This window comes from Vibrio sp. PBL-C16, from assembly GCF_034321865.1.
Taxonomy (GTDB): domain Bacteria; phylum Pseudomonadota; class Gammaproteobacteria; order Enterobacterales; family Vibrionaceae; genus Vibrio; species Vibrio alginolyticus.
In genome coordinates this window covers 1958679-1982728 of sequence record NZ_JAXLNY010000002.1, presented here as the reverse complement: position 1 = coordinate 1982728, position 24050 = coordinate 1958679, and the positions used below count along the sequence as shown (strand labels likewise).

Genomic DNA, 24050 nt, shown 5'->3' with positions numbered 1-24050 from the left:
GAGCATTTACTATGTGGTATTTCGCATGGATTCTAGGTGTACTACTTGCTTGTGCATTCGGTATCATCAACGCTCTTTGGCTAGAGCACTCAGAAATGATGGATAAAGACAGTGAGTAACCTCGCTGATAAGGTAGCGAAACTTCACGCACCAATGGATAAGACTCTGCTACGAGTCTTATCTCTCATCCTTGGCTTTATGCACGTAGGATTGGTGATGTGGGACCCTGAAGCTTACCATCAAGCAATTGGTGGTTTTAACTCAATCATCGCACCAGCACTGATTTGGTCTGTATGTTCAAGCATGGTGTATGGGGTGGGCTTCAAGCCAAGAAACTGGTACTGGCAAGTTTTGTTTAGTCCTTATTTCTCGTTAGCTATCTTAATTTATCTAACGGCACTTTATTTCATTTAGGCTGAAATATGCTGTAATAAAGTCGGTTACTAAATCACCGAATAAAAGCTAGGTATCTCGCCTAGCTTTTATTTTTTCTACAAATTTCAAAAATATTTCCTTAGCTCGGTACCAATTGCTGTCGCTTCAGTTATAGTAATTACTTTAAAGAATTGAATATATTGGTACTCCCTTGCAAGGCACATCAAATCTCTTTCACTGGCCGATCACTGTGTACTATGAAGACACTGATGCGGGCGGTGTTGTATATCATTCTAATTATCTAAAATTCTTTGAGCGCGCACGGACAGAGATGTTACGTGCTAAAGGCATTTCTCAACATGTGTTACTGGAACAAAATATCGGCTTTGTTGTCCGACACATGGATATCGATTTCAACCAAGGCGCTAGGCTGGACGAGCATCTGACAGTCGTAACCCGAGTGTCAGAAATAAAACGTGCTTCTCTGCAATTCTGTCAAGAGTTGGTCAATGATCAAGGCAAGATATTGTGCAAGGCCTCGGTTAAGGTAGCATGTATCGATAATAAGAAAATGAAACCAATAGCTATTCCAACCTTTATAAATTCGGAGCTAACAAATAGTGACTGCTGATATTTCCATTTTAGATCTCTTTCTTCAGGCCAGTCTGTTGGTAAAGCTTGTGATGCTGACGTTGCTTGGCATGTCAATTGTGTCATGGGCAATGATCATCAAGCGCAGCAAAGTGCTTTCTCAAGCATCAAAAAATGCAGAGCAGTTTGAAGACAAATTTTGGTCGGGTACTGATCTTTCTCAGCTTTACCAAAAAGTAAAAGCGCGTAAAGACGAAATTGAAGGCACAGAAGAAATCTTCTACGCAGGTTTTACAGAGTTTGCTCGCCTACGTAAGAGCAACGCAAATTCACCAGCTTACATCATGGAAGGCACTGGCCGCGCAATGCGCGTTGCTGTTTCTCGTGAAGTAGATGAGCTAGAAACAAGCTTACCGTTTTTGGCAACAGTCGGTTCTATAAGCCCTTATATCGGCCTATTTGGTACCGTTTGGGGCATCATGCACGCCTTTATTGCGCTGGGTGAAGTAAAGCAAGCTACGTTGTCTATGGTTGCACCGGGTATCGCCGAGGCACTTATCGCGACAGCGATGGGGCTATTTGCGGCTATTCCGGCAGTAATGGCGTACAACCGCCTAAGCAATAAAGTGAGTAAACTAGAGCACACTTACGCAACATTTTCTGAAGAATTCCACAGCATCCTTCATCGTCAAGCGATGGCTGGCCGAGACAGCGCGGATAAGGAATAAAGCATGGCGGGTTATCAACCTAAAAAGCGAAAAATGACAGCGGAGATCAACGTTGTTCCGTATATCGACGTAATGCTCGTACTGTTGATCATTTTTATGGCGACCGCTCCATTTGTGACTCAAGGCGTCGACGTTGATCTTCCGAAAACATCGACCGCAGAATCTATGCAAGACCTTGCTGGCGAGACTGACAGTAGCTTTATTATCATCGAAATTGATAGCGAGGGTAATTTAGGCCTAAGCGTAAATGATGAAGAAGTTCAGCGAGGTTTGTCGTTGCAAGATGTTATTGTGCGAGTGAAAGCGGAGCGAGAGGTTAAGCCGGATTCACCAGTTGCGGTAGGTGGCGACGCGGCAACACCATATGCCGATGTTGTTCTATTGCTAGATGAACTAAGTCGAGCTGGTATCCCTAAGGTAGGTCTAATGACCGATATCAGGGAATAGACATCAATTATCTATGAAAGATCACAAGAAGAAACCCAACCAATACGCCAAACCGATAGCAATATCGGTTGGTTTGCATGCAATTCTAGTTGCAGCCCTGCTTTGGGGGACGGACTTCAACATGTCTAAACCAGAGCCTACAGGGCAAATGGTTCAAGCTGTTGTCATCGATCCAAAACTTGTGCAGCAACAAGCGAAAGAAATTCGCCAGCAACGCGAAAAGGCAGCGAAAAAAGAACAAGAGCGTCTTGATAAACTGAGACGCGAAGCAGAGCAGCTAGAAAAAAACCGCAAAGCTGAAGAAGAGCAAATTCGCAAGTTGAAAGAGCAGCAAGCGAAAGATGCTCAAGCGGCGCGAGAAGCAGAAGCTGCACGTAAGAAAAAAGAGCAAGAGCGCAAGCAGGAAGAAGAACGTGTTCGCAAAGAAAAAGAGCGAGCTGCTAAGCTAGAAAAAGAGCGCAAGGAAAAAGAAGAAGCCGTGCGTAAAGCTGAGCAGGAGCGTTTAGCAAAAGAAGCGGCTATAGCAAAAGCTGAGCAAGAACGTTTGGCTCGTGAAAAAGCAGCAAAAGAAGCGGAAGAAAAAGCACGTCGTGAGCGTGAAGCTGCTGAAAAAGCTGAACAAGAGCGCATTGCAAAAGAGAAAGCGGCAAAAGAGGCAGCGGAGCGAGAGCGTAAAGCGAGAGAAGCAGCTGAGCGTGCCGAGCGTGAGCGTAAAGCTCAAGAAGCCGCGTTAGATGATATTTTTGCGGGTCTCGAGGATGAGGTCAGTAAAAACAGTGCTGCGCGCAATCAATTTATTGACGACGAACTTTCTCGTATGTCATCCATCTATACTCAAAATATTCAGCAAAAGCTGATTAAGGATGACTACTTGCTGGGAAAGGAGTGTAGGGTAAACATCAAATTGATTCCGACAGGAACTGATATGATGGTCTCTGGTGTTACCGTTTTGAGTGGCGATACTCGAGTATGTGCTGCGGCGAAGCGAGCAATAGCTCAGGTAGGGACGTTCCCTAAATCTTCAGAATCAGCGGTCAATGAAAGACTAAAAGACATCAACATAACTGTTGCTTTGGACTAAAAGGAATAAGACGTGATTAGACGCCTTTTACTAGGAATGTTTGTACTGTTTAGCAGTATGACAAATGTGGCGAATGCCGCATTAGAGTTGGTCATTACCGATGGTATTGATTCAGCACGACCAATTGCTGTTGTTCCGTTTAAGTGGGAGGGCACACAAGCGCTTCCAACGGATGTTTCTGCTGTTATCGCCTCGGATTTACAACGTAGTGGTAAATTCAGCCCAGTTCCAACGAGCAAAATGCCACAAACACCGTTCAGTGAATCAGAAGTTAATTTTGATGCTTGGACCAATTTAGGTGTGGATGCGCTATTGACTGGTTCAATCAAGCAAAACGACCAAGGTGACTACGTTATCAACTATCAACTTGTTGATATTGTGCGTGGTCAGTTAACAGGTGGGAAGAGTAAGGCGCTTGGTAGTGACGGTGAATTGGTTCTGTCAAAAGATCATGTGCTGTTCAATAAAGTAGCCACTGTTCAAGGGCCTCGTATGCGTGAGTACGCTCACCGTATCTCTGATTTGGTGTATGAACAGTTAACTGGCGACCGTGGCGCTTTCATGACTCGTATCGCATATGTGGTAGTGAACGATAAAGACCGTTTCCCTTACCAACTTCGAGTCGCTGATTACGATGGCTATAATGAGCGTCTGGTTTTACGTTCTAAGCAACCATTAATGTCACCAGCGTGGTCACCAGATGGTAAAAAGCTTGCGTATGTTAGCTTCCAAAATGGCCAAGCAGAAATCTTCATCATGAACATCTACACCGGTGAACGTGAGAAAATTACTTCATACCCACGTCACAATGGTGCGCCAAGATTTTCGCCAGATGGCAATAAGTTAGCGATTGTTCTTTCTAAAACAGGCTCGCTTCATGTTTATACGTTTGACCTTAACACTCGTAAGCTGACGCAAATTACGCGTGGCAGATCAAATAATACGGAACCGTTCTGGCATCCGGATGGAAAATCGTTGATTTTCACATCGGATAGGGGTGGTAAACCACAGATTTATCAAGTAAATTTGGGCAGCGGTTCTATTGACCGTTTGACTTGGCAAGGCAGCCAAAATTTGGGTGGTCAGATTACTCCTGATGGGCGATTCCTAGTTATGGTGAACCGCAGCAACGCAGGATTTAATTTGGCGAAACAAGATTTGGAAACTGGTGCTCTTCAAGTCTTAACTAAGACCTTGCTTGATGAGTCTCCTAGTATTGCCCCAAACGGTGGCATGGTTGTGTATAGCTCGATTTACAACAAGAAAAACGTACTATCGATGGTGTCAATTGATGGTCGATTCAAAGCTAGATTACCGGCAACAAATGGGCGTGTTCGAGCGCCTGCATGGTCACCGTTTTTGTAGTAATAAGTTTGATTAATAAAGGAAAATAAGATGCAACTGAACAAGGTTCTAAAAGGGCTACTAATCGCGCTTCCTGTAATGGCTGTTACAGCGTGTAGTTCAAGCGACGACGCTGCTTCTAACACTGGTGCAGCAACAAACAACAATGGCGCAGTGGAAACAACAGTAGCTACGCCAATTGATCAAAGCGGTCAGTTGACAGAGCAAGAGCTAAAAGAGCAAGCGCTACGTGAAACTCAAACAATCTACTTTGCTTTTGACAACTCAACAATTGCAGCAGATTACGAAGAGATGCTAGCGGCTCACGCTTCTTACCTAAGCAAGAACCCAGCACTTAACGTAACTATCGAAGGTCACGCTGATGAGCGCGGTACACCTGAGTACAACATTGCTCTAGGTGAGCGTCGTGCACAAGCAGTAGCGAACTACCTACAAGCACTAGGTGTTCAAGCTGACCAAATCTCAATCGTTAGCTACGGTGAAGAGAAGCCACTTCTTCTAGGTCAATCAGATGAAGTTTACGCTAAGAACCGTCGCGCGGTTCTAGTATACTAATTCGAGGTAATCCTCATGTTCAGTAACACTAAGCGCGCTGTTGCGCTTACGTTACTGGCAAGTGCAGCGAACTTTGCGTTCGCTGCACCAGCTCCAGTATCCGATCTCAACAGCACATCATCCGTCTCTAAGAGCCGTTCATCTGAAACGGAAGTAGAACGTCTAGAACGTTTGCTACAAAATCGCAATCGCGTTCAGCTCCAAATGCAACAGCAAATTGACCAAATGTCACAAGAGATCAGTGAATTGCGTGGTCAATTAGAGCGAAATAGCTACGAAATGAAACAAATGTTGCAACGTCAACGTGAGTTGTTTGTCGAGCTGGATCGTGTTCGTGGAGAGATAAAATCCACACCTGCACAAGAAGCACAACCTGTGAAAACAGGTGGCCAGTACACTCCAAATGTTGATGAGCAAACGGCATATCAGAATGCAGTTGACCTCATTCTCAAAAAGCGTGATTACACTGGCGCAATTGCAGCGTTCCAGCAGTTCCAGAAAGATTATCCTGATTCTACATATTCAGCGAATTCTCACTACTGGTTAGGTCAGTTGTACTTCGCTAAAAAGCAGGATGAGGATGCAGTGAAAAGTTTTGCCGCTGTTGTGTCTTATAAAGACTCCAACAAGCGAGCCGATGCGTTGCTTAAGTTAGGCGAAATCGCTGAGCGTAATAACAATGCAGCTCAAGCGAAAAAGTACTACCAACAAGTGGTTGATGAATACCCAGGTAGTGCATCTGCAAAACTTGCCAGCTCTAAGCTGTAAGACGTTATGTTTTGAAAAGGAAGCCTCGGCTTCCTTTTTCTTTTCCATTTTCTGTTGGTGCAGAACGGCTAAGTCGATAGCAATGATGCAGAGCCTCTGACCTTGTGTTGCACCGAATTTCGCTACTCGGAAATGCTACCTGTAACAAAGATATACGGCTAGACCGCTAGAAATCCCCGCGACAAGTTGGTTTTTGAAAATTAACGAGGTTACAATACTCGGATTAAAGGAAGTTGCGTAGAGCAAGAGCAATGAGCCATATATTAGATAAAATCGACACTGTTTACCCATTCCCACCGAAACCAGTTCCATTAAGCGAAGAAGAAAAAGCATCTTACATTGAGCGTATTAAAAAGTTACTCAAAGAAAAAGATGCGGTACTTATCGCGCACTACTATACCGACCCTGAGATTCAAGCCCTAGCTGAAGACACTGGCGGGTTTGTTGGTGACTCGTTGGAAATGGCGAAGTTTGGTAATCGTCACCCTGCAAGTACATTGATTATTGGTGGTGTTCGCTTTATGGGCGAGTCGGCCAAAATTCTGACACCAGAAAAGCGCATTCTAATGCCAACGTTGGAAGCGGAATGTTCGCTCGACCTTGGCTGTCCTGCGGATAAGTTCAGCGAGTTTTGTGATGCTCACCCTGATCATACGGTTGTAGTTTACGCAAATACCTCAGCAGCGGTTAAAGCCCGTGCCGACTGGGTCGTTACATCGAGCATTGCGCTTGAAATCGTGGAACACTTAGACGCTGAAGATAAGCCAATTATTTGGGGACCAGACCGTCACCTAGGATCGTACATCGCTAACAAAACTGGCGCAGATATGCTGCTTTGGCAGGGTGAGTGTGTGGTTCATGATGAGTTCTCTGCTGATGCGCTACGAAAAATGAAGAGCGTGTATCCAGATGCGGCTATTTTGGTTCACCCTGAGTCACCAGCAAGCGTCGTAGAACTTGCCGATGCCGTTGGATCAACGAGTCAGCTGATCAAAGCAGCGAAAGAGCTTCCTCACAAACAAATGATCGTTGCGACAGACAAAGGCATTTTCTTTAAAATGCAGCAACTTGTGCCAGAGAAAGAACTTATCGAAGCGCCAACCGCAGGTGCAGGCGCAACATGTCGCAGCTGTGCACACTGTCCTTGGATGGCAATGAACGGTTTGAAAGCAATTGAGAAAGCGCTTAGTGAAGGTGGTGAAGAGCACGAGATTTTTGTTGACGAAGAACTGCGTGTTAAATCCCTTATACCGCTTAACCGCATGCTAGATTTTGCTGAGCAGCTAAATATGCAAGTGAAAGGTAATGCTTAAAAAGTAGGCGTAACTGAAAGTAAATCTCAAAAACCAGCCGAATATGGCTGGTTTTTTTGTGTCTTACTATCAATGAGTTACTATTGATGCAATCAATGAATATCGAGGTCATAAATTTATGGCGGTGTGGTTAGTAGTTAAAAAGTGGCTTAGTTCCCACCTTTTTAAATTGAGCAACCGAAGCCTTCTCATCTTTAGTGGCTTATATGTGAGCCTTTCATGGTGGCTGCTGGTTCTCGCTGGTGAAACCGCATTAACAGACAGTTTCGCTAACTTTATCTATTACCTCATGGTTACGGCGAGTACGGTGGGTTATGGCGACCATTCTCCTGTAACAGATTTGGGTAAATGGGTTGTCGTACTATTTGTAATCCCCGGCGGTTTGAGCTTATTCGCCGCATTATTGGGGCGTGTCGCTGGAGCAGCGATGGACTATTGGCGAGCGGGTATTTTAGGAAAACGGAGAGTAAGAGTGGAAAACCATATTGTATTGTTGGGCTGGAATGGATCGAGAACGATGCACCTTATTCGCATGTTACAACATGAAGAAGAGGGAAAGCGCCCGATTGTTTTATGCAGCCGTTCAGAAATAGAGAACCCGTTACCTGGCGAAATCAGTTTTATCAAAGTGACCAGTTATACCGATTCGCAAGAGATGAAAAACGCCAATATTGCCGAAGCCGCTTGCATTATTGTGGATAATCTCTCGGACGACATTACCTTGTCAGCCGCTCTGTACTGCGCATCTGTAAACCCTTCCGCTCATTTGGTCGCTTACTTTAAAGATGAAGCGCTCGGCCGACTTCTAAGTCAGCATTGCCCGAAAGCGGAATGCATACCTGCTGTTGGCGCAGAAATGTTGGCAAAAGCGGCGGTTGACCCGGGCTCAAGTGCGCTTCATCAGGAGCTTTTGGCTTCAACACGAGGTATGACTCAATACTCAGTTATTTATCCTGAGGGTCAGTCTGCCACCACTATTGAGAATCTCTTCGTTTTTCTCAAAAGACGCCATCATGCCACGCTGATTGCTTTTGATATTGGCGATGGTATTCAACTCAACCCAGATTTAGATGCTGAAGTACCCGCGAGTACCAAGCTGTTTTACATTGCAGATGAACGTATTGAAGATTTTGCCTGGAAAGAAATGAACAAGGAACAATAATGCACATGATTGCCGGCCTGTTAACAGGCTTCCCAAACTTTTTACTCTATTTCTCTGTTTCTATTATTTTTGTATTGGCGTTTAAGTTCATCTACGTCAAGTTGACGCCATACGATGAGTGGCATCTGATTAAAGAAAAACAAAATACAGCAGCAGCGATTGCGCTAAGTGGGGCTTTCCTTGGTTACTGTCTCGCGATTTCGGGGGCGGCAAAAAACTCGGTCAATATCGTCGATTTTATGGTGTGGGGCGTTGTCGCAATGCTTGCTCAAATTATCGCATTTGCAATTGTACGCTTTATTTTACTTCCGAAAGTGGCAGAGCGTATCGAAAAAGATGAACTGCCAGCCGGTATCGTATTAGCCGCAGTTTCTGTTTCGGTTGGCGTATTGAATGCCGCGTGCATGACCTACTAGGAGGAACGATGAAGCGGAGTTCTAACGTTAAACGTTCTTCCATGGACAAAAGCTTAAAGCTTGGGAAAATTCTTCCCTTTGCTGCCTTTGGTGGTATTTTCTTCTTTGCTACGTACGAGTCAAAAACAGAAGGGTACATTTTTTCTGATGCTGATGAGTGTAAATCTAACTCGCCTGAGTTTAGTGAACAGTGTGACACTGCATACCAAGAAGCTTTAGCTCGTGCCGAACAAAATGCCCCTCGCTACCGCAGCGAGTTCGAATGCGAGAATGATTTCTACGAGGATGATTGTTACTACAGTTCCAGTTCCCGAGCTTATGTACCTAACTTTGGCGGTTTTTTTTACAGTCGCTCATTAAGCGGGTTGAAAGGTTATAACAAGAGCTATTACTCAGAGCCGATGTACCGTTATAAATCCAAATTCTATAATGGAGCAGGACAATTCTTTGGCTCCTACCGAAATCAGCCGACCAAAGTTGCGACGAATAGCCTTAATAAACGTGGTGGCGGCACCATTGGCAGGGCGATGTCTCGAGGCGGGTTTGGTAAAGCGGTGTCGGTCAGTCGAGGCGGTTAAAAAGCACTATGTTTCGACGAGAAATACAAGAGCGCGAAAACTGGCGTGAATTAGCACGCCAGTTTGGTTTTGGTTTCCATACCATGTATGACCAACCGTATTGGGATGAGAGTGCTTACTATCAATTCACGCTGGAGCAAATTGAGCGCGATATAGAAGCGCCCACTGAAGAGCTGAATCAGATGTGCCTGGCTATTGTGGATGAAGTCGTTCGGAGTGAGCGGTTGCTGACGCAATGTGCGATCCCTGAATCTATGTGGGAGCAGGTCGCTTCTTCATGGAGACGAAGCGAACCTTCGCTTTATTCGCGGCTGGATTTCGCGTACAACGGGACCTCGCCAGCAAAATTACTGGAAAACAATGCGGATACGCCAACCAGCTTGTTTGAAACTGGCTTTTGGCAGTGGGTGTGGCTAGAAGATGTTGTAAATAAAGGTCGAGTTCACCAGAGCGCGGATCAATTCAATATTCTTCAAGACTTTTTGATCGAGCGCTTTGCCGAAATAGCAAAATACCAACCAGGACAAACACTTCACTTTAGCTGCTGCAAGTACACTGAAGAAGATAAAGGGACTGTCCAGTATTTAGAGGATTGCGCGCGAGAGGCAGGGTTAGCAACGGCATTCGTGCATGTCGAAGATATTGGAGTGACGGAAGATGGTCTGTTTGTGGATGCTGACGACAGAGCGATTCGTTGGATGTTTAAGCTTTACCCTTGGGAGTTTATGTTTGAAGAGGAATATGCGAAGTACTTAGCGACTGCGAACGTAAACTGGTTAGAACCGATGTGGAAGTCGATTCTATCCAATAAAGCACTTTTACCGTTATTGTGGGAGCGCTTTCCTAACCACCCGAACCTTTTGCCCGCTTATTTTGCTAACGATTCAAAAGTGAACACTATGAGAGATTATGTCATCAAGCCACTATTTTCTCGAGAGGGCGCGAACATCGAGATCGTCATCGATGGAAAACGTTTTGTTAAAACGTCAGGGCCTTATGAATCTAAATTTAATATCGTCCAGCAATACCATCCACTACCTAAGTTTGGGCAAAACCATACGTTAATTGGCAGTTGGTTGGTCAATGATAGAGCTGCCGGTATTTCGATTAGGGAAGACAGTAGCTTAGTGACTCAAGATATGGCGCGGTATATTCCACATGTAATTTTAACATGATCAAAAAAGCTCTCCATTTGGAGAGCTTTTTGTCTATTCAGCCGTTCAATCTTGATGGTCGACAGCGTTGCGTCTATTGTTCTTCAGCTAATGCAACACCGCGCTGGGTAAGACCACATAACATCACTGGCATTGCATTGAAGATTTCTTCAAACTGCTCTAAGCCTTCCATACCTTGTTCGGCCAATGTTTCAATGGTTGTTTCTGGGTCGTAAAGCATAGTAAGAGAAAGTAAAATACCACCGAGTAGGGCATTATCTTCGCTATCCTCAGGCATCAACGTTTCCCAGTCATCACGCGCAAGTTGCCAGCCTTGTAATACACCTTCACAGAAATCGCGAGCCTGACTTGTTACAATGTCTTGCTCATCTAGCGCGCACCCTGCAGGCCACTGCCAAGTGCCTTCTAGGAGAGCGGGACGAGTTTGGTTCCACATTTGTACAATCTCGTCAATGTACTGCTCTAGTTGTTCACCGTCAGTAAATGGCGCTGTTTCTTCTCCACCCCATAAGAATGGCAACCACTCTTGAGGCATTAATACGTTTGGCGCTGCAGCCATCGCTGTTACAAAGCCTTGAGTTTTTGCTAGGTTTAGTAGTTTACCGTCAAGTTCTGGGAGAGAAAGGATGTCTTGTAGTTTCAAAATAGAATACCATTTGTTAATGGGTTGGTTGATTGCGCTCATCTTACCAATCAATTAGTGATAAATCGATATTAGGGAATGATTCACACATCTATGGAAATTCGCTCATCACTTAGAAAAAAAAGCATTCTCGCCCTAACACTTTACCTGTGCTTCTTTATCGCCACTATCGGTTCTGTCGCCTATTTGGTTGTTGAGCCACCGGTTAGACAAAAGCTAGAGCAAAACCTAGAGTTACGTACCCAACTCCTGGCTCTTGAGATAAAAGAGCCCCTCCTCAGTTCTACAGGTGTATTGAGCAGCTTAGTAGGGCTAGCCCAAGGGAATGAAAATATTCAATCTCTCAACACAATAATTCCACATATACTTCAATTGAGTGACAAGATGCTTGTTAGTGGTGGCGTATGGCCTAAACCCGAACTCAAAGCAGAACAATGGAGATATAAAAGTCTATTCTTCAATAAAAACAGTGATAGTGGTATTGACCAAATTCACTCCTACAATAACCCCGAATCTGGCGGTTATGATAATGAACCCTGGTATGTCGCTGCCGCCGATGCTCCGGTAGGTTCTGTTAGTTGGTCTACGGTTTACATCGATACCTTTACTCAGGTCCAGATGATTACCGCGTCTTCTCCGTACTACCAAAACGGTCGATTCGCTGGAGTTGTAACGGTAGACCTATCACTTGATGCACTTTTTCAGTTTATTCGAGAGCACACGAACCAGCATTCTTTGGGGGTAGTGGTTCGCGATGCTGACTCAAACGTGATTATTGAACACAACTTTCAACTGACGGACGAAATTTATGTCAGCGAGCTTGATTTCGGAGAGTTCGATTGGCGCATGGAAGTTGTCAACGCAAAAGCTAAAGTCGCCGATCAAGTGTTTGAACAAGTGATGAGCGTTGAGGGGAGGATCATTCCATTTTTGCTCTTGTGTGTCTTGGTCGGTTACTACTTACTGAATCGCTATATTGTTGAACCAATTGTTCGCATTGCCGCTAAGATTGATGACTCGAAAACTGGTGGGATCATAGATATTGACTACGATAGCGATGACGAAATCGGACAGCTTATCGAGAAGTTCAATGAAAAGACGATCTATTTAGAGCAGGAGAGAATAAAAGCTCAGGCTTCGACAAACGCTAAAACGGCATTCTTAGCCACATTGTCCCACGAGATTCGCACACCAATGAACGGTGTACTAGGAACTGCCCAGATACTGTTAAAAACACCACTTACCGATGAGCAGCGTAAGCACCTGAGAACACTTTATGATTCAGGTGATCACATGATGACATTACTCAATGAGATTTTAGATTACTCAAAAATTGAACAAGGGCATGTTGAGTTTGAAAATAAGCCTTTCCCAATTGAGTCGATTATCGGCAGTATCAAGAGTGTTTATCAAACTCTATGTGCAGAAAAAGGTCTTCGCTTTAGAGTCGTCTCGCATTTACCAACGGGTCGTTGGTACAACAATGACAAAGCCCGTTTGCGTCAAGTACTGTTCAATCTACTCAATAACGCTGTTAAGTTCACCGATCGTGGCATCGTAGAGGTAGAGCTAGCCGAGAAATCGAGTAAGGCAGGCACCAAGCTGATACTAAAGGTAAAAGATACAGGAATTGGTATTTCAAAAGAGGCACAAAAACGCATTTTTCGTCCTTTTGAGCAAGCGGAGTCATCAACGACTAGACGGTTTGGTGGTACAGGGCTTGGTTTAGCAATAGTCAAAGAAATCGCGGAACATATGGGTGGGCAAGTGGTTGTAGAGAGTCAGGAGGACGCTGGAACGACTTTTACTGTCGAAATTGCCCTTACACCTTGCAAGCCGGGTAAAGTAGAGTCAATCAATACACATAAATTGAACTGTAAAGGGTTGAAAGCACTCATTGTTGAAGACAACCGAACAAATGCGATCATTATGGAAACTTTCCTCCGAGCCAAGGGCTTTGAGTGCACAAGTGTCGAAAATGGTCAGCTTGCAGTCGATGAGGTTGCGAGCAAACCATTTGATTTGATACTGATGGATAATCATATGCCTGTTCTAGATGGCGTTGGGGCCATATCAGCCATTCGAGCAATGAGTTCACCTGCTAAGTCGGTACTGATTTTTGGCTGTACAGCGGATGTGTTCAAAGAAACACAAGAACGTATGATTAATGTAGGAGCAGACCACATAATAGCGAAACCAATAGTGGAGTCTGAATTAAATGATGCACTGTATCTTCATGCGACACAGTTATATCAGTACCAATCGGACTTTGATGGAAATGCAGCAGATAGCTTTAATGCTGAAAAGTGGTTACTCAACTTCTATGTCGCTCTAGATAATGGACATCTTAATGAAGCACTTGAGGCTATTTCAGCGATCATTGCGGAGGCTCCCCTTGAACTCAGTGACGACGTTTCTTCAGTCGCTGAACGGATAAGAAGTAACTTAAAGCGTCAGCAATCCCCAGACCAAGATGATATCGATACATTAACGATTTTGCTGGCCTCACCATAACTGAATCAATATGGCGCAACTGTGAATTGTTCTTACTATTCATACGTCATCCAGCTTCGTGACAAACTCTTCTAACCTGCAATGAACAGGCTTGCAGTTTTACTTTTACGAGTAAAGCAGCAAGACCTTCTACTGTGATTATATCGGTAATACTCTGAATTTTCGCAGCTTGGTAGCATAAGCTATAGGAGTGACTGTTTACAGTCCGAGTTTTGTTCTAACTTTACGTCAAAATAATTATCGTAACCCCTTTTTATGTAAGTGAAATCCGTGTTTTTGTACCATTTTTACGTAATTTTAGGCGTTTTTACTCGTCATTGGTGAAAAAAACTACTTTTACTTTAAAAGTTGGTTATAAATTTACAACTTAATTTTAAATACAGAGCCATAAGCTAGTTTTTGTGTGTTCTAATTGCATCACTAACTGGCTTGGTGTCTTTTTAGTGGTTAATAGTTTTATTATTTTTATTAATTGCAGTGTTTGATTTTAAGGGTTTTGTAAATGAAGTCTCGTGGACCATTTTGTATTCGTCACGCCGCAGCGGATACCTTTGCTATGGTTGTTTTTTGCTTTATCACAGGGATGATTGTCGAGATTTTGATTTCAGGGATGACATTTGAGCAATCTCTAGCATCGCGTACGCTATCGATTCCAGTGAATATCGCCATTGCTTGGCCGTATGGGGTTTTTCGTGATTGGGTGCTGCATCAAGGTAGTAAGGTGTCACCGTCTTCCTTTATGAAAAACATCTCTGATCTGGTCGCTTATGTACTATTTCAATCTCCAGTTTATGCGGGTATCTTATTCGCAGTTGGCGCGTCTACAGATCAAATTGTGACCGCAGTGGCAAGTAACGCTGTTATTTCTTGTGGCATGGGTGTGTTGTATGGGTACTTCTTGGATATGTGCCGCCGTTGGTTCCGTGTTCCCGGTTATTCTCAAAGCATGTAAATGCCCCAGTTTTGCTCAATTTAGTTACTTAGTGAGCAATCGATTCGAAAAGGGCGCTTTTTTTTATGTTTAGCCTTGACCATCAGGCACATAATCATTAAATTAGCGCCTCGTTAGCCAATGATGCTAACCAAAATTTGATTCGGTGAGTTGTCCGAGTGGCTGAAGGAGCACGCCTGGAAAGTGTGTATACGGCAACGTATCGAGAGTTCGAATCTCTCACTCACCGCCACATTCTAAAAGGTCTGATTTATCAGGCCTTTTTTCGTATCTACACTAAAGTAATGCGTCATTGAAAGTACACAAGAGTGCTCAAGGTGCAAGCGCCATTCTATCTACAAGCCAACTATTCACATCTCACCTCGATACAACGCCAAAATTGAAGATGCTATACAGAGGCAGCCATAATCTGATTGGTGCGGGTTAGCCTATCCGCTTTAATCTAGAATTTAGCACCCATATCACATGAGGTATGAATACGGCCACAAGAATGAACGTAGTACTACTAGATGCTAAGCAAAACAGCCATGAACACGAATACAACAGCAATCATACCAAAGAGATCTGTGTTTGGATTGAGGTCATCAGGGTTAAATTTTTCAATGCTTTGCGTCGTTTTGCATCTTATCTTCATGTTCTTGTCCTTATTTCATGTACTATTTCAACAGCAACATAACATGCAATTGAGTGTTCACAAGTCATAAAAAGCATAAGTATACTTGAACCTCATTGAGCGCAAAAAAATACTCAAAGCGTTTTAAAGTGGCGGTCTACCTTTTGTAACATCAAATATTCTTTCGGTTTTTGTGCCTGTATCGCTATAGTTGAGAAACGGTTATCTCGTTCTAGTTAGGAGCAAACTACTGGCTGCCGCTACATTCTCTCAGCGTTCCCACTCAGTCGCTTTGGGTAGATACTTTAGTCGTGAGTACTGCAAAAAAAACGCCGCATGAGCAGCGGCGCTTCGTTGAGGAATTCCCTTCCTACTTGTAGCTAAGTTCTGTCGCTTTGCCTTTGAAGATCCGGTATACCACAAAGGTGTAAAGCAATATCACCGGCATAACAATCATTACACCGTAGCCCACGATTATTAATGTCGCAGGTGAGGAGGCCGCTTGTTGTGCGGTCATCAACCCCGGCACAACTTCTGGGAAGAAGCTGTACGCAAGACCTAGAAAGCTCAACGCGAAAATGACGGTGACACCAAAGAAAGGCCAGCGCACACCCAGATCATTCACCATTGGAACCTGACGCAAATAGCGATCAACTAGGAAGATGGTTGCCAATACAATTAACGGAACTGGGGCAAGCAACAAGATTTCTGGGAAGCTGAACCAACGCAAGGCAACTTGTTGATTTACAATTGGGTTTACAACACTCACTACCAAGATACCCAGAGCCGCTAACCAACCAGCACGGCGAGACCAACGCGCCGAGCGTATTTGCAAATCACCTTCCGTTTTCAGTACCAACCATGCGCCACCGATGTAAACGTACGCCGCTGTTACACAAAGTGCGCTTAACCATGCAAAGCCAAATGCTTCGGTTGATTGCTCAAACCCCATGATGTAACGACCCACCATGTAACCCTGAGTTAGTGCGGTGATTAGCGAGCCAATTCGGAAGCACCAATCCCAATGAGGCTTATGATCCGAGTTGGCTTTGGCTCGGAAGTCGAATGCCACGCCACGCATGATCAGTGCGATAAGCATGATGGCGGTCGGCATATAAAGCTCCGTCAAAATCAAGCTATGAGCGGTAGGAAAGGCAATCAGCAGAATACCGACGGCTAACACCAACCACGTTTCATTCGCGTCCCAGAAAGGGCCGATAGATGCTATCATTCGGTCACGTTGCGCTTCATTATCACTTGGCAACAGGATACCGACGCCAAGGTCGTAGCCGTCGAGCACGGCATACATAAAGACCGAGAAGCCAAGCAGCAGAAGGTAAATTTCTGGTAGATAGTCGAGCATGATTAGGCCTCTTGTTGTGTCAGTGGGACTTCATGGGCTGCAACGTCTTTGCACGCCAAATAGAACAGGGTATGGATGTACGCAACCAGCAATGCAGCGTAAATGGCTAAGTACATAATGAGCGAAGTCATCACGCTACTGCTCGCAACCGTGGTGACGGCTTCTGATGTACGCAATACACCGCTGACCAACCAAGGCTGTCGGCCAATCTCAGTAACATACCACCCCGCCAGTGTGGCTATCCAACCAGAGAACGTCATGGCTAATACCGTGTACAGGTAAGGTTTAGGTAGCGATTTTTTACGTGCTAGCTTCACCGCGCCATACCAACTAACCAGCAACATAAGGACACCTACACCAACCATCACGCGGAAACCAAAGAACAAGGGCTTCACTGGCGGGTGGTCAGGCGCAAACTCGTTAAGTCCCTGGATTTCCCCGTCTAAGTCATGCGTAAGAATCAAACTCGCCAACTTAGGGATGCCCACTTCAAAATCATTGCTGCGAGTTTCTTCATTTGGCATCGCAAATAGTAGAAGAGGCGCGCCTTGCTCGGTCTCCCACACACCTTCCATCGCTGCAATTTTTGCAGGTTGATGTTCAAGCGTGTTTAACCCGTGAAGGTCACCGACAAAGATTTGTACCGGGATGAACCCAGCCGCCGCGAACAGCGCGACTTTTAGGCCAAGTTTGGCTGAGCGGTGATCTGACTTTTTCATTATTTGATAAGCCGAGATACCTGCAATCAAGAAGCTGGCAGTCAGCGCCGATGCTAATAGCGTGTGTAGAAGACGGTACGGTAAAGAAGGATTGAAAATAACTTCCTTCCAACTGGTTACATGCACAATACCGTCAATTACTTCATAGCCGCTTGGTGTGTGCATCCAGCTGTTAAGCACCAGAATCCAAAATGCGGACATACTTGTCCCTACAGCAACCAGAACGGTGGCGAGAGTATGAACCCACTCCGGTACTCGTCCTCGTCCAAAAAGCATCACGCCAAGGAAGGTGGCTTCCATAAAGAAGGCGGTCATCACTTCGTACCCGAGCAATGGTCCAGCTACGTTTCCGACTCGTTCCATAAAGCCTGGCCAGTTGGTACCAAACTGGAAGCTCATCGTAATGCCGGATACCACGCCTAAGGCGAAAGTAAGAGCGAATATCTTGACCCAGAAGTAATAAACATCGAGCCATACGGGGGCTTGTGTGCGGTTATATCGCCACTTGAAAAACACCAACATCCATGCCAACGCGATGGTGATGGTCGGGAAGAGAATGTGAAAGCTGATATTGGCCGCGAACTGGATCCGCGACAGCATGAGGGTATCTAACATCTTGGTTCCTCAAAAACGTGCCATACTAAAAATTGTGTCTATCTGTAATTTAGTTACGAAAAGTCGGGCAGTTTGGATTCATGTATCGAGAAATACAGGTGATTCTGTTTTCTTCTAACCATGATTTATATCAACTAAGGGAAAGAAAGGAGTGTAGGAAATTGTCTCAAAATGCCACTAATAGTCGCGAGAAGTGAGTAAAAGAAAGCAAATGTAACTGAAGGAGCATGGATTAAGATTAGTTCGAATTATCCTTATGATGGTTTCGATAATCCTGAAATAAAATTACAGAAACAATATTTTTAGTAAGGAAATTTGCCTTGCCTTCACTTTGAACCTCCATACTATTTATACACTAGTCATGTCGAGATCGTCTCAAACACAGCAAACTTACTGGCAGTTAAGGTGGGAAACTTTAGCTAATTGATAAACTTAAAATTGCACTGCTAATGACATGTGCATCATAAGTTCGTTAGCACTCGACCAGAAGTGCGATAGGCTACATTTTTATACTAGCGAACGATTTGGCGCTAGGTAATTCGGTTTTCACTAGATCAACAAGTCGACTGCGGACCATTTTCGATTCCTGATGAGTTTCAATCCAAACTGACACTTACTTTTCAGCAAGTGTGCTAGTGTCTTTCTTGTTATTTATTAAATAATTAATAAATGCCGATCTGGTAAAGAGAGTTGTGGACAGCTATCTCGAGCAGTAGACTGGCGCTAGCCAGAGAGTCTGACTTTGAGGGGGGCATTCTACATGAACTTTGGATTCTGCCACCGCAAAGCTGATATTGAATTTGATGGAGATGGATAATGAACGACAGTTGGGCTAATTTCTTTCCTTACTTTGCTGGAGCTTTTAAGCTTATTGTATTAGGGATAGGAGCCTACTTAGCCATTAAATGGCATTTTGACGAAGAGCGAAGGGTAAGAGAAGCGGAAGGTGTAGTGTTTGATAACCCAAGTCTCATGAAAAAGTTTGCGAAGACGCTAACTCTGCCATTCCTTTTGTGTCTTCTAGTTCTTCTTGTTATATATGCTACCAACTGGTTCATGTACTGACGGCTTTATTGTTTGTTGTAGTAAAGTTGAATGCTGCCACCTCTGAGAGTCGAGCCGTAGTTGAAGTTAACGCCTATGCCGAAATTGTCCAACCAATCAAAGGGCTTTGGTGCATAAAATAGCCATCCTATAGAAGCTTCGTAGTAATGCGGACTTCCAAGTTCGTCGCTTAAATCATGCGAAAGGTCGACTCTTTTAATCCCAGTAAATAAAGCTTGCTCACCGTGATAAATATTGTAGTAACCGGTGATTTCATTAGATAGGTACCAACCTTTAGGGTTGCCTATATTGCCGTTATTTGCGCTTCCCCAGCTGTGCCCAATGAATGAATTCAATGTCGAACTGGCATGCCATTTCCCCCAACTTGTGGGAGACGTGTATTTGGCTTTAATGGATGGTTGAACTATTGCCGCCCATGCTGAAACGTTAACGGCACGGCCGTCTAGGATTCTTCCAATGATGGATGAAAGTTTATTATCGGTAGAGAATGAGTTTTTATAACGCATAAGGTGAGTCGTCGTTCTGGTGCTAAGGGTGACGTTTTCACTTGCTTTGTATAGATACCCATAACCAATCGATGCACCGTATGTCCTTTCCTTGAGAAGATCCTTACTTGTGCCGAATAGTTTGAGATCATTCTCTGTTTGTATCGTAAACGCCTTAAACGACAGCTCATGTAAGTCCTCGCTGCCCTCTATGTCAAAGTTAGTCGTGTAAGGGAGAACATATACGGATTTGCTTCGACGTTCATTGATTGACTCGTCAGTCCCGAACTCTGGGTTGGCGGTATCAAATAATGCATTCGGATCAAAGTCGCCAATACCAAACGCAATTGCGTCAGTGTCGGACAGCAAAACCGCGATAGAAAAACGTTGTTGGAGAAGGTTGCTAATTTCCTTATCTAGTGGATCCGCTTGAGCTGTGTTAGGAAGAGAGAGTAGGAGAGCGAGCGAAACGACTCGCCACTCCACTGAGGCGAAGTTGGGTTGGAACATTTTGGCTCTTTCAAATGGTTCATGCATGGAGTTTTTGGACGTACCGGTACGCTAACATTAGTTTAATCGCTGAATGGTCGGTGTAACTTTGAGAAATCTATGTTTTCTCATATTGATATGAAAAAGTTCCTTAAACGAGTTTAGCTTCAATGTGTATGCTGCACCAGATTTGTTTAGCAACATCATTCTTTTCTGAAGATGTAGCAAGACTTTGTGACTAGGTTGCATTATTTTCTTTAATGCGTCTCTTGAGAGGAAAATAGCAAACTTTTTTATTGCCTTGGCGCTCAAGAAAATCTGAATCGTTCACTGTGCTACTGGTTAACTTCGAAAACTTGTAAGCATCCTGTTTGCCAACATCACGACTAACATCATCAAGGAGTACCCTTAAATACGTCAGATAAACAATGGTTTTTTGAGCTTTAGAAGAAATGTTCGGACCTTTGCATATTCCGCGGTGGTGCTCAATCCAAGAACTGTGTTTTGTATGTGTTCTCAGTAAATCATTGATTCGATCTATTCTTCAAAATGTGGTCCCTTTTAATTCACTTTCTGTTACATATTTTTCGTTTTGAAAGAGCATTTTAATTTGCATCTTTTGAAAAGGTCTCTTTGTTAAATTTTGTATAAAATCAACTAATTGTTGAAATTAGAACCCTTGTCAAAAAGTCATTAGATTTCATGTTGAATAGCCTCTTTTACCTAATAGTATACTCTATTTGTTTGATATAATTTCCGGCAGTTTGTATACCATAAATAAAGAGAGTCTATTCATGTTCCAGAACTTAACGATCAAGCAGAAGATAGTGATCCCGCTGTCATTGATTATTGGATTGTTTATTGTGAGCTCTGTATTAAACGTTATGACAAGTTGGAAGCAATCTGAATTGAGTGAGACACTCAACGAACAGATCGTGCCGAACTTATTAACGATTGAGGATGCTTATCGCGATCTTTACCAAGCAACATCTGCAATCCAAGGTGTTGCACTTTCTGATACTCAAAACGATATTGATCATCACATCGGTGAATACAAAGACAACGCCTACAAAGCACTGCCACGTATGGAACAAATGATTGAGCTATCACAAGCCGGTGTGATGCCTTCTACACATGGTAATGAAGTTCGAACGCTTGTCTCTTTGGGTGAAAAATGGTTAGTAAGTTATGAAGCGATGCTACGTTTACCTCAATCTCAATGGCGTGGTTACTATAATGAGCACAAACATACCTTTGAAGACCAATTTATCGAGGTTAGAGCGCAGCTTAACGTTGTAAAAGATGCAATAGAAGAAAAGCAAAGCCAATTGAAGGACGAAATATCAGCGGCTGCAACAAGAGCAGAACTCATTCTTGAGGCTGGCATTGTGATTGTTATTTTTGCCGCTATCGCGATGGCTTTTTTGTTGTTACAAACGGTTGTGAAGCCTATCAATGATATTAAAAATGCGATGACAGAAATTGCGTCCGGTGAAGGTGATCTAAGTCAGCGAATCGATGTAAAAACACAAGACGAAATTGGCAATTTAGCAGACGCATTTAACCAGTTTGTGTCCAAAATTCAAGTGACAGTCGCTCAGGTAATTGAAAGCTCAAATACCCTACGTAACGAAATGGCAAATCTTAGCTCGTTGACCAAGACCATCGCGAACTCGACCGTTTCTCAGCAAAAAGATAGTGAGGCGGTAGCGGCGGCAGTGCACGAAATGCAAGTCACCAGTAGAAATGTAAGCGATAGCGCTAACGAAGCCGCGGTTGCGAGCCAAACAGCGAATGATGAACTTACCAATACCAATGTTATTTTGGATCAAACGGTTAGCTCAATTCGCAGCCTCGCAAGTGAAATCGAAAGCGCAAGCCACGTCATTAACACATTGGATCATGATGTGAGTAACATTGCGTCCGTACTGGATGTAATTCGTGGTATTGCCGAGCAAACAAACTTATTAGCGCTTAACGCAGCCATTGAAGCGGCTCGCGCTGGAGAGCAAGGGCGAGGCTTTGCTGTGGTAGCGGACGAGGTTCGTTCTTTAGCCAGTCGTACGCAACAGAGTACGGGAGAAATCCAAACCATGATTGAAAAGCTACAATCTGGTGCAGGACAAGCTGTAGAAGTGATGCGCGGTAGCCAAAATAGCAGTGATGAAACGATCAAGTCCGCTGGCCGAGCGAGTGAATCCCTTTCTGAAATCTTGAACGCGATTTCACGTATGAACGAGATGAATACACACATTGCAACGGCTGCGAGCCAGCAAAGTACAGTAAGTGACGAAGTAAATAGCAACGTACAAGGCATTGCAGACAGTAGCACTTCAATTGTGGAAATCGTAAACCAAGCGCAAGCTTCTTTAGCCATGTTGTCAGAGCAAACTCAACGTTTAGATCATCAGGTCAGTCAGTTCAAAGTATAAGCTTGAGAACAGCAATCTCACTGACGAAATAACCCGCTTCTTAGCGGGTTATTTTTTAGATAAGTGGCGAACCTGACTTGTGAAATTTCGACTATATTTACATTCCTTTCTCACTTTAGTTCGTATACCAGAGTGGGCAAATAACCCTAGACAGCGGTAACAAACTCTGTACAGCGTGATGATGCTTTTATCATCACTTTTGCTGCTTTTTAACCATTGCAATTGCACACAGGAAAATGTGATTTCCAACCCAAAATCTTCAAATTTGAGAACTTCATAACACCTTTACCATAAACGTTTTTCGTAAGCGTATAGAACTGTAAATTTTGTTGTATGTACAACACTGGGTATTTATCATCCTAATTAATTTGTTCTGGATATACATCCGTTAGTCATTATTAAGTCATTCTAGAAGCTTTTAATAAGGAATCTTGAAGGCTTGTCGGTAGATAAGAGAGAAAAATTCATGAGACGTAAAACCACGCTATCTCTGCTGATTGCGTCGAGCCTTTTTGTGGTTGGATGTCAACCTAGCGAAGAAGGATCGAGCCAAGGTGGTGGTCCTGCGCCCGCAACCGAAGTAGAAGTGTTAACAGTGCAGCCAACGCGCCAAGCATTGACAGTAGAGCTGCCGGGTCGTAGCCGAGCATTCAAAGAAGCAGAAGTTCGTCCGCAAGTTACTGGCATTATTTCGGAACGAAATTTTGTTGAAGGTGGATTTGTTGAACAAGGACAGTCGCTATATCAAATTGATGATTCGTCATTTCAGGCGGATTTGCTGAGCGCTGAAGCGGAATTAATCCGTGCGCAAGCTGCGGCAGAGTCGACCTATGCCACGGTGAAGCGTTACAGAACCTTGATCACCAAAAAATCCATCAGCCAACAAGACTTGGATGAAGCAGAAGCGGCATACAAAGAAGCGAAAGCGCAGGTCCTAGTCGCAAAAGCCAAGATCAACACAGCAAAAATCAACTTAGATTATACGCAAGTCAAAGCTCCGATTAGCGGGGTGATCGGTAAATCGAGTGTGACAGCGGGTGCGTTGGTTACGGCTAACCAAGCTGCCAAATTAGCGACCATTCAGCAGCTTGACCCTATCAATGTTGATATTGTGCAATCATCCGCGCAACTGCTGCGTTTGAAAGCATCACTCTCCCAAGGCCATATGCAAGAAGATGACTCTGCGCAAGTTACATTGATGCTTGAAGATGGCAGCACTTACGAACACAAAGGCACAATGAAATTTACTGAGGTCAATGTGAACGAAAGTACGGGCAGCGTGACGCTTCGTGCCGAATTCCCAAACCCTGACGGTTTGTTGCTACCTGGAATGTTTGTTCGTGCGACGGTCATTACTGGTGTCGACCCTGATGCGATTCTGATACCACAAAATACGGTATCTCGTGATGCGACAGGTAAAGCGACAGTGATGACGGTTAATGGCGAGAACAAAGTGGAAGCGAAACCAGTGAAGACTGCCGAAGCGATCAATAGCCAATGGCGCATTATTGATGGTTTGAACGCGGGTGATAAAGTCATTACCGCCGGTTTACAAAAGGTAGGGCCAGGTAGTTCGGTAACTATCCAAAACGGTGAACAGGAGTAA

Annotated in this window: 24 protein-coding genes and 1 tRNA gene; 20 read left to right on the top strand and 5 right to left on the bottom strand. The window is 44.1% G+C overall.

What is annotated here, in order from left to right:
- Nucleotides 1-11 precede the first annotated feature (11 nt).
- The 14 genes from cydX (at nucleotide 12) to UQW94_RS17265 (ending at nucleotide 10554) form a co-directional block, all read left to right on the top strand.
- Nucleotides 12-119, top strand: a complete 108-nt coding sequence (gene cydX, locus UQW94_RS17330) for a cytochrome bd-I oxidase subunit CydX (RefSeq protein ID WP_000270284.1) — start codon at nucleotides 12-14, stop codon at nucleotides 117-119.
- The gene (gene ybgE, locus UQW94_RS17325; protein ID WP_005378304.1) at nucleotides 112-414 is read left to right on the top strand and encodes a cyd operon protein YbgE; all 303 of its coding nucleotides are present in this window, start codon (nucleotides 112-114) and stop codon (nucleotides 412-414) included. The genes cydX and ybgE overlap by 8 nt, the downstream gene beginning before the upstream one ends.
- Before the next feature lie 172 nt (nucleotides 415-586).
- Nucleotides 587-1006 (top strand): tol-pal system-associated acyl-CoA thioesterase, encoded by a 420-nt coding sequence (gene ybgC / locus UQW94_RS17320; protein WP_017820044.1) that lies wholly within the window; start codon nucleotides 587-589, stop codon nucleotides 1004-1006.
- Nucleotides 996-1694, top strand: coding sequence for a protein TolQ (gene tolQ, locus UQW94_RS17315; protein ID WP_005378301.1), 699 nt, complete (start codon nucleotides 996-998; stop codon nucleotides 1692-1694). The genes ybgC and tolQ overlap by 11 nt, the downstream gene beginning before the upstream one ends.
- A 3-nt stretch (nucleotides 1695-1697) precedes the next feature.
- Nucleotides 1698-2141 (top strand): ExbD/TolR family protein, encoded by a 444-nt coding sequence (locus tag UQW94_RS17310; protein ID WP_005378298.1) that lies wholly within the window; start codon nucleotides 1698-1700, stop codon nucleotides 2139-2141.
- Nucleotides 2142-2154: 13 nt separating this feature from the next.
- Nucleotides 2155-3222 (top strand): cell envelope integrity protein TolA, encoded by a 1068-nt coding sequence (tolA, locus tag UQW94_RS17305; RefSeq protein ID WP_042522108.1) that lies wholly within the window; start codon nucleotides 2155-2157, stop codon nucleotides 3220-3222.
- Nucleotides 3223-3234: 12 nt separating this feature from the next.
- On the top strand, nucleotides 3235-4587 hold the full coding sequence (gene tolB / locus UQW94_RS17300) for a Tol-Pal system beta propeller repeat protein TolB (RefSeq protein WP_005387925.1): 1353 nt from the start codon (nucleotides 3235-3237) through the stop codon (nucleotides 4585-4587).
- A gap of 30 nt (nucleotides 4588-4617) precedes the next feature.
- Nucleotides 4618-5142: a peptidoglycan-associated lipoprotein Pal gene (gene pal, locus UQW94_RS17295; protein ID WP_005378293.1), complete on the top strand. Its 525-nt coding sequence runs from the start codon at nucleotides 4618-4620 to the stop codon at nucleotides 5140-5142.
- A 15-nt stretch (nucleotides 5143-5157) separates the two neighbouring features.
- Nucleotides 5158-5910, top strand: coding sequence for a tol-pal system protein YbgF (ybgF, locus tag UQW94_RS17290; RefSeq protein WP_005378285.1), 753 nt, complete (start codon nucleotides 5158-5160; stop codon nucleotides 5908-5910).
- Nucleotides 5911-6161: 251 nt separating this feature from the next.
- Nucleotides 6162-7223, top strand: a complete 1062-nt coding sequence (gene nadA, locus UQW94_RS17285) for a quinolinate synthase NadA (RefSeq protein WP_064367997.1) — start codon at nucleotides 6162-6164, stop codon at nucleotides 7221-7223.
- Between the two features lie 118 nt (nucleotides 7224-7341).
- Complete coding sequence (locus tag UQW94_RS17280; protein WP_017635053.1) at nucleotides 7342-8385, top strand: potassium channel protein; 1044 nt, start codon at nucleotides 7342-7344, stop codon at nucleotides 8383-8385.
- Nucleotides 8385-8801: a DUF350 domain-containing protein gene (locus tag UQW94_RS17275; protein WP_130546634.1), complete on the top strand. Its 417-nt coding sequence runs from the start codon at nucleotides 8385-8387 to the stop codon at nucleotides 8799-8801. Before UQW94_RS17280 ends, UQW94_RS17275 begins: the two co-directional genes overlap by 1 nt.
- 8 nt (nucleotides 8802-8809) lie before the next feature.
- On the top strand, nucleotides 8810-9379 hold the full coding sequence (locus UQW94_RS17270; protein ID WP_031781195.1) for a DUF1190 domain-containing protein: 570 nt from the start codon (nucleotides 8810-8812) through the stop codon (nucleotides 9377-9379).
- Between the two features lie 8 nt (nucleotides 9380-9387).
- Complete coding sequence (locus UQW94_RS17265; RefSeq protein ID WP_322142438.1) at nucleotides 9388-10554, top strand: glutathionylspermidine synthase family protein; 1167 nt, start codon at nucleotides 9388-9390, stop codon at nucleotides 10552-10554.
- Between the two features lie 73 nt (nucleotides 10555-10627).
- Here the strand turns inward: UQW94_RS17265 and UQW94_RS17260 are convergent, their stop codons facing one another.
- Entirely contained in the window at nucleotides 10628-11239 is a 612-nt protein-coding gene (locus UQW94_RS17260) for a YecA family protein (RefSeq protein WP_322142437.1), read from the bottom strand.
- A 51-nt stretch (nucleotides 11240-11290) separates the two neighbouring features.
- Between UQW94_RS17260 and UQW94_RS17255 the strand changes: the two genes are divergently transcribed.
- The 3 genes from UQW94_RS17255 (at nucleotide 11291) to UQW94_RS17245 (ending at nucleotide 14895) form a co-directional block, all read left to right on the top strand.
- A complete protein-coding gene (locus UQW94_RS17255; RefSeq protein ID WP_213967404.1) occupies nucleotides 11291-13711 on the top strand; it encodes a hybrid sensor histidine kinase/response regulator in 2421 nt (806 codons plus the stop codon).
- Between the two features lie 502 nt (nucleotides 13712-14213).
- Nucleotides 14214-14663, top strand: coding sequence for an L-alanine exporter AlaE (locus UQW94_RS17250; RefSeq protein WP_005378276.1), 450 nt, complete (start codon nucleotides 14214-14216; stop codon nucleotides 14661-14663).
- 144 nt (nucleotides 14664-14807) lie between these two features.
- Nucleotides 14808-14895: transfer RNA gene (locus UQW94_RS17245), tRNA-Ser, on the top strand.
- A gap of 273 nt (nucleotides 14896-15168) precedes the next feature.
- Here UQW94_RS17245 and UQW94_RS17240 read toward each other — a convergent pair.
- The 3 genes from UQW94_RS17240 to UQW94_RS17230 form a co-directional block, all read right to left on the bottom strand.
- Complete coding sequence (locus UQW94_RS17240) at nucleotides 15169-15297, bottom strand: hypothetical protein (RefSeq protein WP_017635045.1); 129 nt, start codon at nucleotides 15295-15297, stop codon at nucleotides 15169-15171.
- Nucleotides 15298-15646: 349 nt separating this feature from the next.
- Nucleotides 15647-16639 (bottom strand): cytochrome d ubiquinol oxidase subunit II, encoded by a 993-nt coding sequence (locus tag UQW94_RS17235; protein WP_132936546.1) that lies wholly within the window; start codon nucleotides 16637-16639, stop codon nucleotides 15647-15649.
- A 2-nt stretch (nucleotides 16640-16641) separates the two neighbouring features.
- On the bottom strand, nucleotides 16642-17973 hold the full coding sequence (locus UQW94_RS17230; RefSeq protein WP_322142436.1) for a cytochrome ubiquinol oxidase subunit I: 1332 nt from the start codon (nucleotides 17971-17973) through the stop codon (nucleotides 16642-16644).
- A gap of 816 nt (nucleotides 17974-18789) precedes the next feature.
- Between UQW94_RS17230 and UQW94_RS17225 the strand changes: the two genes are divergently transcribed.
- A complete protein-coding gene (locus UQW94_RS17225) occupies nucleotides 18790-19038 on the top strand; it encodes a hypothetical protein (RefSeq protein ID WP_064368010.1) in 249 nt (82 codons plus the stop codon).
- 5 nt (nucleotides 19039-19043) lie between these two features.
- On the opposite strand, the gene UQW94_RS17220 is transcribed toward UQW94_RS17225, so the two are convergent.
- On the bottom strand, nucleotides 19044-20033 hold the full coding sequence (locus UQW94_RS17220) for a Solitary outer membrane autotransporter beta-barrel domain (protein WP_025766900.1): 990 nt from the start codon (nucleotides 20031-20033) through the stop codon (nucleotides 19044-19046).
- A 773-nt stretch (nucleotides 20034-20806) separates the two neighbouring features.
- Between UQW94_RS17220 and UQW94_RS17215 the strand changes: the two genes are divergently transcribed.
- Nucleotides 20807-22444 carry a methyl-accepting chemotaxis protein gene (locus UQW94_RS17215; protein ID WP_262902145.1) on the top strand — a complete coding sequence of 546 codons (1638 nt, stop codon included), beginning with the start codon at nucleotides 20807-20809 and terminating at the stop codon, nucleotides 22442-22444.
- 466 nt (nucleotides 22445-22910) lie between these two features.
- Complete coding sequence (locus UQW94_RS17210; protein WP_053349487.1) at nucleotides 22911-24050, top strand: efflux RND transporter periplasmic adaptor subunit; 1140 nt, start codon at nucleotides 22911-22913, stop codon at nucleotides 24048-24050.